At 61.2% G+C, this 15,871-nt stretch carries 16 protein-coding genes; 9 read left to right on the top strand and 7 right to left on the bottom strand.

Annotation, left to right across the window (positions count from 1 at the left end):
* Positions 1 to 5: 5 nt before the first annotated feature.
* Positions 6 to 1,094 (bottom strand): nitrogen regulation protein NR(II), encoded by a 1,089-nt coding sequence (locus MHM88_RS01295; RefSeq protein ID WP_239359223.1) that lies wholly within the window; start codon positions 1,092 to 1,094, stop codon positions 6 to 8.
* Entirely contained in the window at positions 1,091 to 2,077 is a 987-nt protein-coding gene (gene dusB, locus MHM88_RS01290; protein WP_239359214.1) for a tRNA dihydrouridine synthase DusB, read from the bottom strand. Before dusB ends, MHM88_RS01295 begins: the two co-directional genes overlap by 4 nt.
* Before the next feature lie 194 nt (positions 2,078 to 2,271).
* Here dusB and MHM88_RS01285 point away from each other — a divergent pair, with 194 nt between their 5' ends.
* The 3 genes from MHM88_RS01285 to MHM88_RS01275 are packed head-to-tail and all read left to right on the top strand — an operon-like array spanning position 2,272 to position 4,390.
* Positions 2,272 to 3,420, top strand: a complete 1,149-nt coding sequence (locus MHM88_RS01285) for a bifunctional 2-C-methyl-D-erythritol 4-phosphate cytidylyltransferase/2-C-methyl-D-erythritol 2,4-cyclodiphosphate synthase (RefSeq protein WP_239359212.1) — start codon at positions 2,272 to 2,274, stop codon at positions 3,418 to 3,420.
* Positions 3,417 to 3,914: a phosphatidylglycerophosphatase A gene (locus tag MHM88_RS01280; RefSeq protein ID WP_239359210.1), complete on the top strand. Its 498-nt coding sequence runs from the start codon at positions 3,417 to 3,419 to the stop codon at positions 3,912 to 3,914. The genes MHM88_RS01285 and MHM88_RS01280 overlap by 4 nt, the downstream gene beginning before the upstream one ends.
* The gene (locus MHM88_RS01275) at positions 3,911 to 4,390 is read left to right on the top strand and encodes a CinA family protein (RefSeq protein ID WP_239359208.1); all 480 of its coding nucleotides are present in this window, start codon (positions 3,911 to 3,913) and stop codon (positions 4,388 to 4,390) included. The genes MHM88_RS01280 and MHM88_RS01275 overlap by 4 nt, the downstream gene beginning before the upstream one ends.
* A gap of 34 nt (positions 4,391 to 4,424) precedes the next feature.
* Here the strand turns inward: MHM88_RS01275 and MHM88_RS01270 are convergent, their stop codons facing one another.
* Positions 4,425 to 4,871: a type II toxin-antitoxin system RatA family toxin gene (locus MHM88_RS01270; RefSeq protein ID WP_239359206.1), complete on the bottom strand. Its 447-nt coding sequence runs from the start codon at positions 4,869 to 4,871 to the stop codon at positions 4,425 to 4,427.
* 74 nt (positions 4,872 to 4,945) lie between these two features.
* On the opposite strand from MHM88_RS01270, the gene hpt reads away from it, so the two are divergent.
* Complete coding sequence (hpt, locus tag MHM88_RS01265; protein WP_239321541.1) at positions 4,946 to 5,482, top strand: hypoxanthine phosphoribosyltransferase; 537 nt, start codon at positions 4,946 to 4,948, stop codon at positions 5,480 to 5,482.
* Positions 5,483 to 5,535: 53 nt separating this feature from the next.
* On the opposite strand, the gene MHM88_RS01260 is transcribed toward hpt, so the two are convergent.
* The 3 genes from MHM88_RS01260 to MHM88_RS01250 form a co-directional block, all read right to left on the bottom strand.
* The gene (locus MHM88_RS01260) at positions 5,536 to 6,678 is read right to left on the bottom strand and encodes an amidohydrolase (protein WP_239359204.1); all 1,143 of its coding nucleotides are present in this window, start codon (positions 6,676 to 6,678) and stop codon (positions 5,536 to 5,538) included.
* Positions 6,675 to 7,625: a lipoyl synthase gene (gene lipA, locus MHM88_RS01255; RefSeq protein ID WP_239321544.1), complete on the bottom strand. Its 951-nt coding sequence runs from the start codon at positions 7,623 to 7,625 to the stop codon at positions 6,675 to 6,677. Before lipA ends, MHM88_RS01260 begins: the two co-directional genes overlap by 4 nt.
* A 475-nt stretch (positions 7,626 to 8,100) precedes the next feature.
* Positions 8,101 to 9,210 (bottom strand): DUF6456 domain-containing protein, encoded by a 1,110-nt coding sequence (locus MHM88_RS01250; protein ID WP_370687445.1) that lies wholly within the window; start codon positions 9,208 to 9,210, stop codon positions 8,101 to 8,103.
* A 170-nt stretch (positions 9,211 to 9,380) separates the two neighbouring features.
* Here MHM88_RS01250 and MHM88_RS01245 point away from each other — a divergent pair, with 170 nt between their 5' ends.
* Positions 9,381 to 9,701: a DUF6477 family protein gene (locus tag MHM88_RS01245; RefSeq protein ID WP_239359202.1), complete on the top strand. Its 321-nt coding sequence runs from the start codon at positions 9,381 to 9,383 to the stop codon at positions 9,699 to 9,701.
* A gap of 69 nt (positions 9,702 to 9,770) precedes the next feature.
* Here MHM88_RS01245 and MHM88_RS01240 read toward each other — a convergent pair whose 3' ends face one another.
* On the bottom strand, positions 9,771 to 11,315 hold the full coding sequence (locus MHM88_RS01240; RefSeq protein ID WP_239359200.1) for a trimethylamine methyltransferase family protein: 1,545 nt from the start codon (positions 11,313 to 11,315) through the stop codon (positions 9,771 to 9,773).
* A 248-nt stretch (positions 11,316 to 11,563) separates the two neighbouring features.
* On the opposite strand from MHM88_RS01240, the gene guaA reads away from it, so the two are divergent.
* The 4 genes from guaA (at position 11,564) to MHM88_RS01220 (ending at position 15,788) form a co-directional block, all read left to right on the top strand.
* On the top strand, positions 11,564 to 13,126 hold the full coding sequence (guaA, locus tag MHM88_RS01235; RefSeq protein ID WP_239359198.1) for a glutamine-hydrolyzing GMP synthase: 1,563 nt from the start codon (positions 11,564 to 11,566) through the stop codon (positions 13,124 to 13,126).
* Between the two features lie 183 nt (positions 13,127 to 13,309).
* Positions 13,310 to 14,017: a sulfotransferase domain-containing protein gene (locus MHM88_RS01230; RefSeq protein WP_239321552.1), complete on the top strand. Its 708-nt coding sequence runs from the start codon at positions 13,310 to 13,312 to the stop codon at positions 14,015 to 14,017.
* 15 nt (positions 14,018 to 14,032) lie between these two features.
* Complete coding sequence (locus MHM88_RS01225; RefSeq protein WP_239359186.1) at positions 14,033 to 14,833, top strand: hypothetical protein; 801 nt, start codon at positions 14,033 to 14,035, stop codon at positions 14,831 to 14,833.
* Positions 14,834 to 14,894: 61 nt separating this feature from the next.
* A complete protein-coding gene (locus MHM88_RS01220; protein ID WP_239359184.1) occupies positions 14,895 to 15,788 on the top strand; it encodes a DMT family transporter in 894 nt (297 codons plus the stop codon).
* Positions 15,789 to 15,871: the final 83 nt, after the last annotated feature.

The raw sequence follows: 15,871 nt of genomic DNA, 5'->3' as shown, positions 1-15,871 counted from the left end.
CTGAGTTATTTCTGCTCTCGCGGTGCACGCGAAAGCGACAATCTGAAGGTGGTGTTCCCGGGCTCGGAACGCACCGAAATCCAGCCGTTGTGGTCGCCGATTATCTTGCTGACCAAGGCCAGTCCAAGGCCGGTGCCGTTCTCCTTGCCGGAGACGAAGGGTTCAAAAATGTCTTCGCGGATACTCTCCGGCAGGCCAGGTCCGTCGTCGCTGATCTCGATCTGGAGCGGCAACAGCTTGCCTTGCCCATCGCTGCGCCGCAGGCGGAAGGAATGTTCGTAGTAGGTGCGTACCGTGATGGTGCCGCCCGTCGTCCCCGCCGCCTCGGAGGCGTTCTTCAGAAGGTTCAGCACCACCTGCAACAACTGGTCTGGGTCTCCCCATGCCAGGGGCAGCGAGGGGTCGTATTTCTCGATGATCTTCATATGGGCGCCAAACCCCAACAGGGCCGAGCGGCGCGCGCGGTCCAGAACATCATGCAGGTTGACGGGTTTCAAATCGGGCTCCGAGAGGTTTCCGAATTGCTCCACCTGTTCAAGCAGCTTTACGATCCGGCGGCTTTCACTCACGATTAGGTCCGTGAGTTCAAGGTCATCGGGCGCGAGGTTCATGCTCAACAGCTGCGCCGCGCCGGTGATCCCCGCCAATGGGTTCTTGATCTCATGCGCGAGCATTTCTGCCATGCCGATGGCTGACTGGGCGGCGGATTTTGCCGAATGGGTCTGTGTCATCCGCCCCGCCAGCTCGCGCGGTGACAGCATCAGGAGCATATGGCCGGGATGTTCATGCAGCGGCGCGATCTGCACCGCGCATTGCAGCGGCGCCCGTTCGCGCGCGCCCACATCGACATCATTCACAAATAGCGGCGTGCCCTGTGCGCGCGCCTTGTCAAACGCGGTTTCAATCGCAGCTTCAATCGCGACCTTCTGCCAGATCCGCTTGCCGATCAGAGACTTGCGGGAGGAATTTATAAACCCTTCGGCGGCAGAGTTCACATCCACGATGCAGTTTTCAGCATCGACCAGAAAGGCCGGCACCGGAAGCGACGCCCAGATGGCACATTCGGTGCTGTGAGGAACATCCGCAGCATTCATGCCGCGTCCTCCTGCGTCTGATCCTGCAATGCTGCGGGCAACAAGCGCAGCACCTCTGCCGGGGTCTTGGCGGTCAAAACCTCACGCCGCAGGGCTGTTGGCGTGCCTGCCTCATCCATATACCAGCCTAGGTGTTTACGCGCGACACGGAGGCCCAGATCCTCGCCATAGAACTCAAGCATCGCCTCATAGTGCCTTGATACCATGTCGACAAAATCCCCTTGGGTGGGAATATCAGGCGCAGCACTGCCCCAGAGCTCATGCGCGACCTGTGCCAGCAGCCAGGGCTTGCCCTGCACGCCTCGCCCGATCATCACGCCAACTGCGCCAGAGGCCCCGAGCGCCTGTCGCGCAGTGGCTGCATCGACAATGTCGCCATTGGCCAATAGCGGCACGGAAATCGCATTCCGAACCTCGGCAATCGCTGCCCAATCGGCCTGCCCTTTGTAGAACTGGCAGCGCGTGCGGCCGTGGATGGTGACCATCTGCACCCCGGCGTCTTGCGCCCGGCGCGCCACGTCTGCGGCATTCAGACAATTGTCATCCCAGCCGAGCCGGGTTTTCAACGTGACAGGCACATCGACCGCCTCGACCACTGCCTCAATGAGCGACAGCGCGTGATCCGGCGTCTTCAAGAGGGCCGAGCCGGAATACCCGTTGGTCACCTTCTTGGCCGGGCAGCCCATATTGATGTCGATCATGCGCGCCCCACTGCCCGCGACCCGTCGCGCGGCCTCAGCCATCCAATAGGCCTCTCGTCCGGCGATCTGGACGGAGGTGTTTTCCACATCCGCGCTCAGTTCTGCCTTTTCGCGCACGCCGGGCTTGGCCTGCACCATTTCCTGACTGGCGACCATTTCGCTCACCACGAGGCCCGCACCAAAAGAGCGCACCAGATCGCGAAAGGGACGATCCGTGATGCCAGCCATCGGCGCCAGCGCCACGGGAGGATCGAGATGTGTGGGTCCGACTGAGAAGGACAAATGCTTAATCCTTGTGCATATGAGTGTTTATTAGCTTGAAACGGAGCTATGCTCCATTCCAACACGCCATTCCAGCCCGGCATATCGGGTGTATTGCCTAATTTTTGTGCATATCACCTCGGGGCGTTGCCAGTTTATCCACCGCACCGTAAACACGCCGAAAGATTGCCCCAGCTCAGGACGTGTCTCTCGCCATGACCATCGCCGTTTTGATTGTTGCCGCTGGCAAAGGAACCCGCGCCGGCGGCGGCATGGCCAAACAATGGCGCCCCTTGGCCGGACAGCGGGTGATCGACTGGACCATCGCAGCGTTCCAACGTGCGGGCTGCGACACGATCATGGTGGTGCGCGATCCGGAGAATGAGCACGCGGCAGAGGCGCTCGCAGGTCACAATGACCTTCTCTACGCCGATGGCGGCGCTGATCGGTCAACATCGGTCCGCAACGGGTTGATCGCGCTCAAGGATCGCGGCATCACGCGGGTCCTGATCCACGATGCTGCGCGCCCCTGTGTCAGCACGCAGGTGATCCATGAAACACTCTCCGCTCTGGATCGCGCCCCCGCCGCCGCACCGGGGCTTGCGGTGACAGATGCGCTTTGGACCGGGGCCGAGGGCCATGTCACCGGCACCCAGGACCGCAACGCCTTGTTTGCCGCGCAAACCCCGCAGGCGTTTCATTTTGACGCAATCCTTGCGGCGCATCTTGCACTGGATGAGGTGGCGGCAGACGATGTGGAGGTCGCGCGCAAGGCAGGGCTACCCGTCCGCATCACACAAGGCGACGTCAACAATATCAAGATCACCCGGCCCGAGGATTTTGCCCGCGCCGAACATATATTGAGGAGCAGCATGGACGGCATTCCGGATATCAGACTGGGCAACGGCTACGACGTGCATCGTTTTGGCCCCGGTGATCACGTGACCCTCTGCGGCATAAATGTCCCCCATGACCGCGGCCTGCAAGGCCACTCGGACGCCGATGTGGGCATGCATGCGGTAACGGATGCGCTCTATGGGGCGATGGCGGAGGGCGATATCGGACGTCACTTCCCGCCGAGCGACCCGCAATGGAAAGGCGCTGCGTCAGAGATTTTCCTGCGTCATGCGGTGGAGCTCGCCCGTTCCAAAGGCTTTGTCATCAGCAATGTCGACTGTACGCTGGTCTGTGAGTTTCCCAAAATCGGCCCCCACGCCGAGACCATGCGCACTCAAATGGCCGAGATCATGGGACTCGATCGCGACCGCGTATCGGTGAAGGCCACAACCTCCGAACGTCTGGGCTTTACCGGCCGTGGCGAGGGGATTGCGGCGCTTGCCACCGCAACTTTGGTGCGCACATGACACTTGCACAACTCCTTGGAACCTGTTGTGGTGTCGGGTATTTACGCCCTGCCCCCGGCACCTGGGGATCGCTGGTCGCGCTGCCCTTGACCTATGCGCTGCATGTGGCTGGTGGCTTTCCTCTGCTGTCGGTGATCACGGTCCTCGCGATCATTGTTGGCCTCTGGGCCGCCACAGAGATGACTCGCGGCCAGGAAGATCTGGATCCATCGGAATTTGTGCTGGATGAACTCGCCGGGCAGATGCTGGCGCTCTGGGCGATCTCGCTGCCCGCGTGGCTGCACGGTCTGGATATCACAGCGCTGTGGCCCGGTTGGGTTGCAGGTTTCATCCTGTTTCGCCTCTTTGATATCTGGAAACCGGGGCCTGTTGGCTGGGCGGACCGCAAGAAAGGCCCGTTTGGTGTGATGATGGATGATGTGATCGCCGGGGTCATGGCCGGGATTGGCGTCGCCCTTCTGGCGGGGTTCTCGCATGGGGTGCTTGGGCTATGAATTTCAATGCCTTGTTGGATCTTGCTAAAGCGCAAGGCGCAACCCTTGCCACCGCCGAGAGCTGCACCGGAGGCATGATCGCCGCCGCGCTGACGGATATTCCCGGCTCCTCTGCGGTGGTGGACCGGGGGTTTGTCACCTACTCCAACGCGGCAAAGATGCAGATGCTTGGTGTAAGTGCCCAAACACTCAAGGATTTTGGCGCGGTGAGCGAAGAGACCGCGCGCGAAATGGCCGAAGGCGCGCAGCGCGCCGCGGGAACCACCTTTGCCGTATCCGTCACCGGCATCGCTGGTCCCGGGGGATCAGAGCACAAACCCGAAGGGCGCGTCTGTTTTGGTCTGGCGCAATCCGGCGCAGAGACGGTGACAGAACTGGTGGATTTTGGCCCGCTGGGACGGGATAAGGTGCGCCTTGCCAGCCGGGATCATGCGCTTGCAATGCTCCGGCGCGCGCTGGAACGGCGCACTGCCTAAAACGCCAAAATCCCCTTGTTAGAGCCTGATATCTTCAGCCATAGAGTTCTGCCGCGCGGCGTTCAAACGCGCGCACGATCCGCTGCATCGCCTCGTTGAAGACGACACCGATGATCCCCTGCAACACGGCGTTCTTGAACTCGAAATCGACAAAGAAACTCACATCACAACCGCCATCCGCATGATCGACAAACGCCCAGTTGGACTTCATGTAGCGAAACGGCCCATCGAGATATTCGGTGTCGATCTTGTGTTCATCGGGGTGCAGCACCACGCGGCTGCCGAAGCGTTCCCGAAACACCTTGAAGGAAATCACCAGATCCGCCTCCATCACCTCGGAGGCACCCTGCGGCGTGCGGCTGCGGATGCGCGCGGCGGCGCACCACGGCAGGAATTTTGGGTATGATCCCACATCCGCCACCAGATCATACATCTGCTGGGCGCTATATGGCATCGGTCGGGTTTCCGAATGTGTTGGCATCTCAGCTCAATTCGTCTTCTGTACAGGTGGCGCGTGGTGTCCTATGAACGCGTGCGAAATTCAAGGGGGCAAGCATGTCAGAGCGACCATATGTCATTGATGTAATGATCTCGGCCAAGGCCATCGCTGCACGAATCGAAGAGCTATGCGGCGACATCACCGCCGAGTTTGGCGACACAGACAAGCTGGTGGTCGTGGGCCTGCTGCGCGGCAGTTTCGTGTTCATCGCCGATCTGGTGCGAGAGCTTGACCTGCCAATCGAGGTGGATTTCCTTGAGGCCTCTTCCTATGGCGACGGCATGGAGAGCAGTCGAGAGGTACGCATTCTCAAAGACTTGCGCGGCGCAATTGAAGGGCGGGATGTGCTGGTGGTCGAGGATATCGTCGACACAGGTCACACGCTGAACCACGTGATCTCCCTCCTCAAGAGCCGCAAGCCCGCGCGCCTCAAATCCATCGCCCTGCTCGACAAACCCTCCCGCCGCGAGGTGGATTTCCGCGCCGACTGGATCGGGTTTGAAATCCCGGATGAATTTGTCGTGGGCTATGGCATCGATTTTGCTCAGCGCAATCGCAACCTGCCCCACATCGGCAAGGTCCGCTTTACCTGAGCCTGTTGCGCCAACGGGCCGAAGCGCGCCGGTTCAACCTCTGTGACCGGCGGCTAACCCAAGACGCTGTAAATGGACCTAAGAAATATGCCGCTGCCGATCGGGATCAGCGCGTCAGGGAAATCATAGTCCGGATTGTGAAGCTGCGGATGATCCTCTCCGGCGCCCAACCAGAACATCGCGGATTTAGCCGAATGGGCAAATTGGCCAAAGTCTTCTGAAAACGCTTGCGGATGATCGCAGAGCGTCACCGGGACGTCCCCTGCGCGGCAGGCCGCCTCGATCACGGCCACCGCTTCGGGCGCATTGGTGCAGGCCTCAAAGACGTCATGATAGGTGATCTGATGCGCAAGCCCGTGTTTGGTCGCGCAGGCGGCAACCCGGGATAGGAGCGTATCGGTCAGCGCCTGCATTCTATCGTCTGTCACAGTGCGCAGGGTCACCCAGAGCTCCGCCACACCCGGTGCAACGCCAAAGGTCGGCTCGCCCAATTTGGCATGAGTCACGGTGGTGAGCGCGTACTCTTCATCCAGATCGCCGCCGGTGCCAAGAGCGGCCAGATCCTGCATCAGCACCGCCAGCGACGGAGCCGGCGACACCCCGTCCTGCGGCGCCGCAGCATGGGAGGTACGCCCCTGCAACCGGATGCGCGCACCGCGAGAGGCACAATTGGCAGCCGCCCTGGGCAGGGAAACCGCCCCCAGTGCAAGCCCCGGAAGATTGTGCAAAGACAGGATCATATCCGGCGCGATCGCTGCAAACTTGGGATCGGCCCGATAAGCGATCGCGCCTTCGCCGGTTTCCTCGGCCGGCTGGAACATCAGCACCACGCGCCCGGACTGGGGGCGACGTTCCGACAACGCCTCTGCGACTGCAAGCACCATGACCATATGCCCGTCATGCCCGCAAAGATGCGCAGTTCCGGGCACTTGTGACGCATAACTCAGGTCGGTTTGTTCGGGGATCGGTAGCGCGTCCAATTCACAGCGGATGGCCAGCGTCGGCCCCGGCTCCTGGCCCTGAAACACGGCGGCGACACCGTGCCCGCCGAGACCCGTCAAAATCTCGTCCGGCGCATAACTGCCAAGGATATCGACCACACGGGCCGCAGTTTGCCGTTCTGCGCCAGACAGTTCCGGCGCAGAGTGAAACCCATGCCGCAGCGCGGTCAGGCGGCCCAGCTGGTCCGGCGTCATGCCAGTCCGAGTTTGGCGTTCCGCGCCGACCGCAGTTGCGCAAAGTCATCGCCGGCATGATAGGACGACCGGGTCAGAGGCGTTGCGGAGACCATCAGGAACCCTTTGCCATAAGCGGCCTTCTCATAGGATTCGAACTCTTCCGGCGTGACAAACCGATCCACCGCGTGGTGTTTCGGCGTCGGCTGCAGATACTGGCCGATGGTCAGGAAATCCACATCCGCAGCGCGCATGTCGTCCATCACCTGTTTCACCTGCGGAGCCTGTTCGCCCAGCCCCACCATGATGCCCGACTTTGTGAAGATGCTCGGATCCAGCTCCTTGACCCGTTGCAACAGGCGCAGCGAGTGGAAATAGCGCGCCCCCGGGCGGACCTCGGGGTAAAGGCCGGGCACGGTTTCAAGGTTGTGGTTGAACACATCGGGTTTCGCCTCGACGACGGTCTCCAGCACCTCGGGGGCGCATTTCAGAAAGTCGGGCGTCAGGATCTCGATCGTGGTCGAGGGGGAGCGATGGCGCACCGCACGAATGGTCTGGGCAAAATGTTCCGCTCCGCCATCATCGAGGTCGTCGCGGTCCACAGATGTGATCACAACGTGATTGAGGCCGAGTTTCTGCACCGCATGCGCGACGCGGCCCGGCTCAAAGGCATCAAGCGTATCGGGCCGGCCGGTTGCAATGTTGCAGAAGGTGCAGCCGCGCGTACAGATCTCGCCCATGATCATCATGGTGGCGTGCCCCTGGCTCCAGCATTCGCCGACATTCGGGCAGCCCGCTTCCTCGCACACCGTGACGAGGTTGTTCTCGCGCATGATTTTATGAGTCTCGGCATAGCCCTTGCCGCCCGGCGCCTTGACGCGGATCCAGCTTGGCTTCTTCGGCTGAGCATTATCGGGACGGTGCGCCTTTTCCGGGTGGCGCTGCTCCGGGATCTTCAGATCTCGCACAGGGTCTTCCTTGTGACTGCGGCAGGTACTGGAGCGTAACATAACAGCACCGGCGGACCACGACCAGTGCTGCATGGCCGGTTTGAGCGTGGTGCAACCAATTGCCTTTAAATACCTAATCCTGCCCCCGCGGCGCCGAAGCTGCCGACGCGCCGACGAGGACAGCCCGTGCCCCAGCGACGTCGTCACCGCGTTTGCAGGTGAAGCTCAACTTTCGTTATGAAATGGGCCGTCGCCAAATCAAAACCGCTCTTTCTGCGGTTCTTCAGGACCATTGATTTCGTTCGGACAGATCTTTGATTTCTTCATGCCAAAAACCACCTGTGATTGCACAGCCTATAATTCCATCAAACCCAAACCTCTAAATACCCCGCATTTGTTCTCTATTCGCCCCAGGGCCCAAATAATTCTTGCGTGATTATTCTAGCGTGTGAATAGCTGTTTCTTTTATGGCGCCGAGAGAGTGTGATTTGCATCAGCCAATCATCTGACTTTGCGGGGGTAGCGCGCTGTAGTATTCGTGCAGCTGCGCCAATGCGATGCGCAGCACGATTTTACCCGACCGCGCTGACCAGCCCAGCTCCCGTTCCGCGGCCTCCAACCCCTCCAGATGACAGCAGCACCGCAGCGCGATGTCGTTCAATCCGGGACCAAGCGCACAGAGCGCGTTTGACGCACGCTGAAACGCCTCCTGCGCCGGTCGATGCAAGTCGTGCCGTTCCTGATCAGAGCCCTTGTCGGCAAAGACCGCTTGTTCCCGGGCAACATGCTGGCCGATCTGAGCCAGTTCAAAATCTTCTCGTAACCTCTCGCCTGCCCTGATCATTTCCGGGGTGAGGAAGGGGTTTCCATCGCGATCCGTCAGCCGCGCCAGGACTTGCAGCGGTGTTTCCTGGATACCGTATCGCGGCCGGCGCTGGGACGTCCGGTCATCGGTGTCATGACACGCAATCACCCCGGCCACACCGGATTGGGTCAGGCTCTCCTGACGGCTGCGGCGACGCTGCTCCGCGGCGGCCAGCAGATCCGCCAGGGCCTGACGCCCCTCCTTGGTGATGCGATACCGGTACACGCGCCCGGAGGCAAAACAGGCAATCCAGTCGCGCAGCGCCAGCACCTCGGCCAGACCGCGCGCGACGACAGTCTTTTGGATCTCATCGTCCAGTTCGCGCAGGATGAGCACCTTGGGCATATCCCGGCTGGCCGCAAGCACCGCCCCGGAATGCGACAGCAAGGTCAAACAATGCACCGTATCCTCTTCGGAGAAATACGTTTTTCCGCAAGGACCATCTTTGTTGCAGGGGCGGTCGTAGAAGACATCCGTCAGGCGCTGCAATGCCCCGTCGACCAGCAGATCCTCGCGCAGTGTCTCCATCCGCCGGATCTGTCGCAACACCGTGGACGCATGACAGTCCGCCTTGCGGGCCAGTTCCCGGATCGAAACCTGTGCCACGGTATGTTCCAGATAACGACGCACCTCTACAGAAACCCAATCCGGCAGCTCCGGTCCGGTCACCTCATCCATAATTGACCCCCAATAGAGTTCCGGGACACAGATGGCAGAGGCGCGGCGACAGGATGTCACCGGGTGTCTCCTCCCTTCCCGCGAACGATTGAATTATGACGGCCGTGAAACCTTGCCATAGATTATCAAATCTATTGAAAATGCACCGTTCTCTGCTTTGCCCGTTTCCGCAACACCCGCTGGGGTTGAGTATTATTCCCCTGTTGTTCACAGGTTAATAGGGGAATGTCATGCAGGATCTTGCCACACGTCTCACCACGCTCAGCCGGCCGCGGCTTCTGTCCCGGGCGGCGCGTATCGGTGCCAGCGAGTATTCCCGCCCCCGCGACCTGAAACGTCTGCTGGGGGCGAGCTGCCCCTCACGACCGGCGCCGATCCTGATGCGGCTGCTCGATCTCGAAGCGCATCAGGAAGCCGCCCGAAAGACCCGCGACCCGGGGTATTCGCTGGTGCGTCACGTGGACGTGCTGATCGCCCTGGCTGCGGAAAGCCGGCTGTTCCTGGCGACTCGGGCTGCGGGCACTGGCGCGTTGCAAACAGACATGCAGTAGGCGGGTGACAACAAAAACGGCGCCACAGGGGCGCCGAATTTGAATCATATAAAGATGTCGCCGACGGGCTTACATGAAGGCATCCGGCATCGAGGCTTTCTTCTCCGCGACATAGGCCATAAGGGCCTCGCGGATTGCGGGATCCATCTCTGGCTGCTTGTAGGTCGCAAGCAGGTGATCCACGCGGGAGGAGGCGAGCCTATAGGTGTCGCGTGCGCCCTCTTCTTCCCATTGTTCGAACGGCTTGTAGTCGAGCAGTTCGGACTTCCAGAACGCGGATTTGAAGTTCGCCTGGGTATGGGCACAGCCGAGGTAGTGACCACCGGGGCCGACCTCGCGGATGGCGTCCATGGCCTGATGGTTTTCGTCGGCGAACACGCCCTTGGCGAGGCCATGCAGCACACCAAGCTGATCGGCGTCCATCACGAATTTCTCGAAATCGGCAACCAACCCACCTTCGAGCCAACCGCAGGAGTGCAGCATGAAGTTGACACCGGCAAGCAGCCCCATGTTCAGCGAGTTCGCGGTCTCATAGGCGGCCTGCGCATCGGGCAGTTTGGAGCCGCAGAACGACCCGGCAGAGCGGAACGGCAGGTTCAGGCGCCGCGCCAGCTGGCCGGCACCATAGGTCACCAGCGAGGCCTCGGGGGTGCCGAAGGTGGGCGCCCCGGAGTTCATGTCGATCGAGGACACAAAGGCGCCAAAGATCACAGGCGCGCCCGGACGGATCAGCTGGCTGTAGGCAACGCCGGCCAGAACCTCTGCCAGAACCTGGGTCAGCGTGCCCGCGACCGACACCGGCGCCATCGCGCCGCCGACGATGAAGGGCGAGATGATGCAGGCCTGATTGTTCCGCGCGTAGACTTCCAGCGCGCCCATCATCACTTCGTCGAAGGTCATCGGCGAGTTGATGTTGACCAGCGAGGTGGTCACGGTGTTTTCCTGCACGAAATCCTTGCCGAACAGGATCGAACACATGTCGACGGTGTCCTGGGCGCGGCTCGGTTCGGTGACCGACCCCATGAAGGGTTTGTCGCTCAGCTCCATATGCGCCATCAGCATGTCCAGGTGACGCTTGTTCACCGGCACATCGGTGGGTTCACACACGGTGCCGCCGGAATGGTGCAGCCACTTGGACATATAGCCGAGTTTCACGAACTTCTGGAAATCTTCCAGCGTCGCGTAGCGGCGGCCGCCATTGGCATCGCGCACGAAGGGCGGACCGTAGATCGGGGCCAGCACAAGGTTCTTGCCGCCAATGACCACGGATTTCTCGGGGTTGCGGGCGTGCTGGGTGAACTGGCTCGGTGCGGTTTCACAGAGTTTGCGCGCCAGACCACGCGGAATGCGCACCCGCTCGCCCTGCACGTCGGCCCCGGCTTCGCGCCAACGGTCCAGAGCGGCCGGATTGTCGACGAAATTGACGCCGACCTCTTCGAGAATGGTCTCGGCGTTGGTCTCGATGATCTGGAGCGCTTCTTCGTCCAGCACCTCGAAGTTCGGAATGTTCCGTTCGATGTATTTCGCTGTCTCGATCTTGACGCTGGTCCGTTCCGCGCGACGGGCGGCGCCTCCGCCTCCCCGGCTGCGGCGACGTGGTGCTGCATCTGTCATTGTTATACCTCGCGACAGTATGAATTCTGTGCAGACTAATTATCGAAGCAATTGCTGGCACCGTCGAAGGATAACGGCCATTCTCGCATAAATACGACATCCCGACATGGATTTTGCGGCTTTGCACTCGGATTTTGCGCCCCCGCCGCGCCCGGCACGTCCCCCGCCCGCCGGCAATCGCGCGAAAACCCTCTCGGGGACCGATCTGACCTCTTGCCAGACGTCCCGCCAGACCCTAAGAGCCAAGCATGACCGAGACAGCCCATGACCGCCTCTTAATCATAGACTTCGGCAGCCAGGTAACGCAGCTCATCGCGCGTCGCCTGCGTGAGCTGAGCGTCTATTGCGAAATCCACCCCTACCAGAATGTCACCATGGACTTCGTGCGCAACTTTGCGCCCAAGGCGGTGATTTTCTCTGGTGGTCCTGACAGTGTCACGCGCGAGGGATCGCCCCGTGTGCCGCAGGAGATTTTTGACTACGGCGTGCCGATCCTGGGCATCTGCTACGGTCAGCAGGTGATGATGCACCAGCTCGGCGGCACCGTTCTCTCCGGTCATGGCACCGCGGAATTCGGACGCGCCTATGTGACGCCCACCGAAGAGCGGATCGACATGCTGAGCGGCTGGTTCCTCGATCAGACCGAACAGGTCTGGATGAGCCACGGCGACCATGTCTCTGAAATCGCACCCGGTTTCAAGGTCTACGGCACCTCGCCCAATGCGCCTTTTGCGATCACGGCGGATCTGGAGCGCAACTTCTACGCCGTGCAGTTCCACCCCGAAGTGCACCACACCCCGAACGGCAAGACGCTCTATGAGAACTTCGTGCGTCTGGCCGGGTTTGAGGGCGACTGGACCATGGGCGCCTACCGCGAGCAGATGGTCGAAACCATCCGCCAACAGGTCGGCGACAAGAAGGTCATCTGCGCCCTGTCCGGCGGCGTCGACAGCTCGGTCGCGGCGGCCCTGATCCACGAGGCGATCGGCGACCAGCTGACCTGCGTGTTTGTGGACCATGGCCTGTTGCGCAAGAACGAGGCGCAAGAGGTCGTCGGCATGTTCCGCGATCACATGAATCTTCAGGTGATCCACGCGGATGAGACCGAGCTGTTCCTCGGCGAACTCGAAGGTCAGTCCGACCCGGAAACCAAGCGCAAGATCATCGGCAAACTGTTCATCGACGTGTTCCAGAAATACGCCGATCAGATCGAGGGTGCCGAGTTCCTCGCCCAGGGCACGCTCTATCCGGATGTGATCGAGTCGGTCTCCTTCTCTGGCGGCCCGTCCGTGACGATCAAATCGCACCACAACGTCGGTGGCCTGCCCGAGAAAATGGGCCTGAAACTGGTGGAGCCGCTGCGCGAGCTGTTCAAGGACGAGGTCCGCGCCCTTGGGCGTGAACTGGGCTTGCCCGACAGTTTCATCGGACGGCACCCCTTCCCCGGCCCCGGTCTGGCAATCCGTTGCCCCGGCGAGATCACCCGCGACAAGCTGGACATCCTGCGCGAGGCGGATGCGATCTACATCGACCAGATTCGCAAGCACGGTCTCTATGACGAGATCTGGCAGGCCTTTGTGGCGATCCTGCCGGTGCGCACCGTGGGCGTGATGGGCGATGGCCGCACCTATGACTACGCCTGCGCCCTGCGCGCGGTCACCTCGGTCGATGGGATGACGGCGGATTACTACCCGTTCAGCCATGAATTCCTTGGTGAGACCGCCACCCGGATCATCAATGAAGTCAAGGGCATCAACCGCTGTACCTATGACATCACCTCCAAACCTCCGGGCACGATCGAGTGGGAATAACCCCCCTCTGAAACACACCGAACACCGATCAAAACCCCGGCCTGCCAAGCGCCGGGGTTTTGCGTATCTATTTGCGGAGAATTTATCTCAAGCCGGTCAACCCGCCCTTAACCCCGGCGGGGTAGAAACAGGAGACATCTCTCAAGCACCCGTTTCCGACGGTGCCAACCCAAAAGGCGGCACATGATCATCTGTCACACGCAGCGGCTCATTTTTGTAAAGACAAAAAAGGTCGCAGGGACCTCCTTTGAAATCGCGTTGTCCGGGCTTTGCGGGCCGGATTGCACCATCACCCCGATCTCTCCGGTGGACGAGGAGATGCGGCGGCAGTTGGGCTGTCGCGGCGCGCAGAACTATCAGACCCCTGTCTGGCAGCTCGGTGCGGGACGCGGCGAATTCCGATCACCCGCGACCTTCTACAACCATATGCCCGCCCCCGACATCCAGGCGGCGGTCCCGGCAGAGCTGTGGGAGAGCTACCGAAAGGTGACCCTGGTGCGCAACCCGTATGACGTGGCGATCTCCATGTACTTCTGGCAGGACCATGTCAGCAATCTGGCGGCGCAGGGGGTCGATTTTGGCCAGTTTGTCGCCGCCCTCGGCGATGGTCTCAACTTCAACGACCAGATCGCACCGCTGGAAGGTCCCGCACGCATGGATCACTACCTGCGCTACGAGCACCTCCATGACGACATAGACTCCCTCGGGATCAAGGGGTTGGCCGATGTTCTGGATGTCCTCAAGAGCAAGGCGGACATTCGCCCCAAGACCGGGACCTCGATGCAGGACATGTATCAACGCCATCCGGAGGCGGCAGCGACCGTCGCGCGCGCCTGTCGCGCCCAGATCGACGCCTTCGGCTATGCCCATCCGCTGCAATCCGCTGCCTGACCAAAGGACCTCCCCATGAGCCAAGTCTATTTCTCTCTCGCGGCCGGCCGGTCAGGATCCTCCTGGCTGGCGGAGTTCCTGAGCGCCAACCTGGGCATCAATGCCATCCACGAACCACTCGGGATCGAGGATTTCGGCACCCGCATGCCCGACATCCGCCTGATGCGCAGCTTCAACACCTACGGTTCGAACGCGGAGATCCGCGCGTTCTGGCAAACCAAGCTGGACGCGTTGCCCCTGCAGACGCCCTACGGCGAAACCAATCACACGCTGGGGAAATGCGGTCTGATCGAGGCGCTTGTCGACCACCCCCGCAACGCCGACACCACGGTGATCGTGCTGCGTCGCGACCTGGCCCGGCAATGCGCCAGCTATGTCAATCGGCACGATTTCACCAATATCACCCTGCTGTGGCAATGGTATCTGGCGCCGCAATACCCCAACAGCATGGTCAGCGCGGTGCCGTTTCTGCCGATGGGGCCGGTTGGACATGCGATCTGGTACACGCTGGAAATGGAATGCCGCCAGACCTATTACGAGCGCGTCTTCGGCGACCGCATCCGGTTTGTCCGCGCGCAACTTGAAGAGATCACCCGCCCGCAAGGCGCCGCCGCGCTGCTGAGCGCGCTTGGACAGGACACGGCGCCGGTCTTGCCGCCCAAGAAAAACGCCAATGCCGTCGCCACCTCCGATGAACTGGTGGATCAGATCGACATCGCAATCCGGCGGCATAAATTCGACCCGGAGGCGCTGGTGGACAAATATATCGCCGTCAACGGCTCTCTCGACATGGCTGACCGGCAGGCTGCGGCCTGACCGGGGTTGACCCGGCACTGATTTGCCCCCCAATTGCACAGCAGAGCAGCAGGGGGACACCATGCAAGATCGTATCGCCGAAGCCGACGCCGCGCGCGACAGCACCTTGCTGCGCGCCGCCACCTGGATGATCGGCGCCATTCTGTCGTTCTCCGCCATGGCAATCGCCGGTCGCGAGGCCAGCCTGTCGCTCGATACCTTCGAGATCATGATGTACCGCAGCTTGGTCGGCGTTGTGGTGGTGGCCGCGATGATCACCGCGCTGCGGCGCTGGCCCCAGGTCAGCACCAAACGGCTGAAACACCACGGCCTGCGCAACATGGCGCATTTTACCGGCCAGAACCTGTGGTTCTATGCGGTGTCGGCGATTCCGCTGGCGCAGGTCTTTGCGCTGGAGTTCACCTCGCCGATCTGGGTGATCCTGCTGGCGCCACTCCTGCTCGGAGAACGGCTGACGCGGATGCGCATGCTGGCGGTCAGCCTCGGGTTTGTCGGCATCCTCATCGTGGCCCGCCCCAGCCCCGCGACCTTCAACATCGGGCTCGCCTGCGCCGCTGGATCTGCCGTGTTCTTTGCCCTGACCAATATCGCAACCAAACGCCTGACCCGGACCGAAAGCATCTGGTCGATCATGTTCTGGTTGACCCTGATGCAGCTGGTCTTGGGCATCCTCTTTGCCGGCTATGATCTGGATGTGGCCTTGCCCGATGCCCAGAGCCTGCCGTTCCTGCTGATCATCGGCTGCGCCGGTCTGAGCGCCCATTTCTGCATCACCAACGCGCTGTCTCTGGCGCCCGCTGCGGTGGTGGTGCCGGTGGATTTCGCCCGCCTGCCCTTCATCGCCCTGCTGGGCTGGCTGATCTACGGTGAGTCGGTCGAGATCTGGCTGTTCGTCGGCGCCGCACTCATCTTTACCGGGAATTTCATCAATATTGTATCCTCTCGGCAACAGTAGCCGGATTCCCGCAAAAAGGTGACGTCAACTGCCGTCCCGTCAACATTGCCGGGACTGTCATATTGTCTTTACGCTCGGATCAG

This window comes from Epibacterium sp. MM17-32 (assembly GCF_022348205.1).
Lineage (GTDB): Bacteria > Pseudomonadota > Alphaproteobacteria > Rhodobacterales > Rhodobacteraceae > Epibacterium.
Note: the sequence above shows the minus strand (reverse complement) of the source record. Positions and strands in the feature narration are given on the sequence as shown.

Coding starts and splice junctions, on each gene's coding strand:
- MHM88_RS01260 (WP_239359204.1), bottom strand. CDS start 6,678: ATGACGCCGGACCAGCTGGGCCGCCTGACCGCGCTGCGGCATGGGTTT.
- MHM88_RS01245 (WP_239359202.1), top strand. CDS start 9,381: ATGCAGGATCTTGCCACACGTCTCACCACGCTCAGCCGGCCGCGGCTT.
- MHM88_RS01285 (WP_239359212.1), top strand. CDS start 2,272: ATGACCATCGCCGTTTTGATTGTTGCCGCTGGCAAAGGAACCCGCGCC.
- MHM88_RS01275 (WP_239359208.1), top strand. CDS start 3,911: ATGAATTTCAATGCCTTGTTGGATCTTGCTAAAGCGCAAGGCGCAACC.
- MHM88_RS01280 (WP_239359210.1), top strand. CDS start 3,417: ATGACACTTGCACAACTCCTTGGAACCTGTTGTGGTGTCGGGTATTTA.
- MHM88_RS01240 (WP_239359200.1), bottom strand. CDS start 11,315: ATGACAGATGCAGCACCACGTCGCCGCAGCCGGGGAGGCGGAGGCGCC.
- MHM88_RS01225 (WP_239359186.1), top strand. CDS start 14,033: ATGAGCCAAGTCTATTTCTCTCTCGCGGCCGGCCGGTCAGGATCCTCC.
- MHM88_RS01220 (WP_239359184.1), top strand. CDS start 14,895: ATGCAAGATCGTATCGCCGAAGCCGACGCCGCGCGCGACAGCACCTTG.
- MHM88_RS01295 (WP_239359223.1), bottom strand. CDS start 1,094: ATGAATGCTGCGGATGTTCCTCACAGCACCGAATGTGCCATCTGGGCG.
- hpt (WP_239321541.1), top strand. CDS start 4,946: ATGTCAGAGCGACCATATGTCATTGATGTAATGATCTCGGCCAAGGCC.
- MHM88_RS01230 (WP_239321552.1), top strand. CDS start 13,310: ATGATCATCTGTCACACGCAGCGGCTCATTTTTGTAAAGACAAAAAAG.
- MHM88_RS01270 (WP_239359206.1), bottom strand. CDS start 4,871: ATGCCAACACATTCGGAAACCCGACCGATGCCATATAGCGCCCAGCAG.
- guaA (WP_239359198.1), top strand. CDS start 11,564: ATGACCGAGACAGCCCATGACCGCCTCTTAATCATAGACTTCGGCAGC.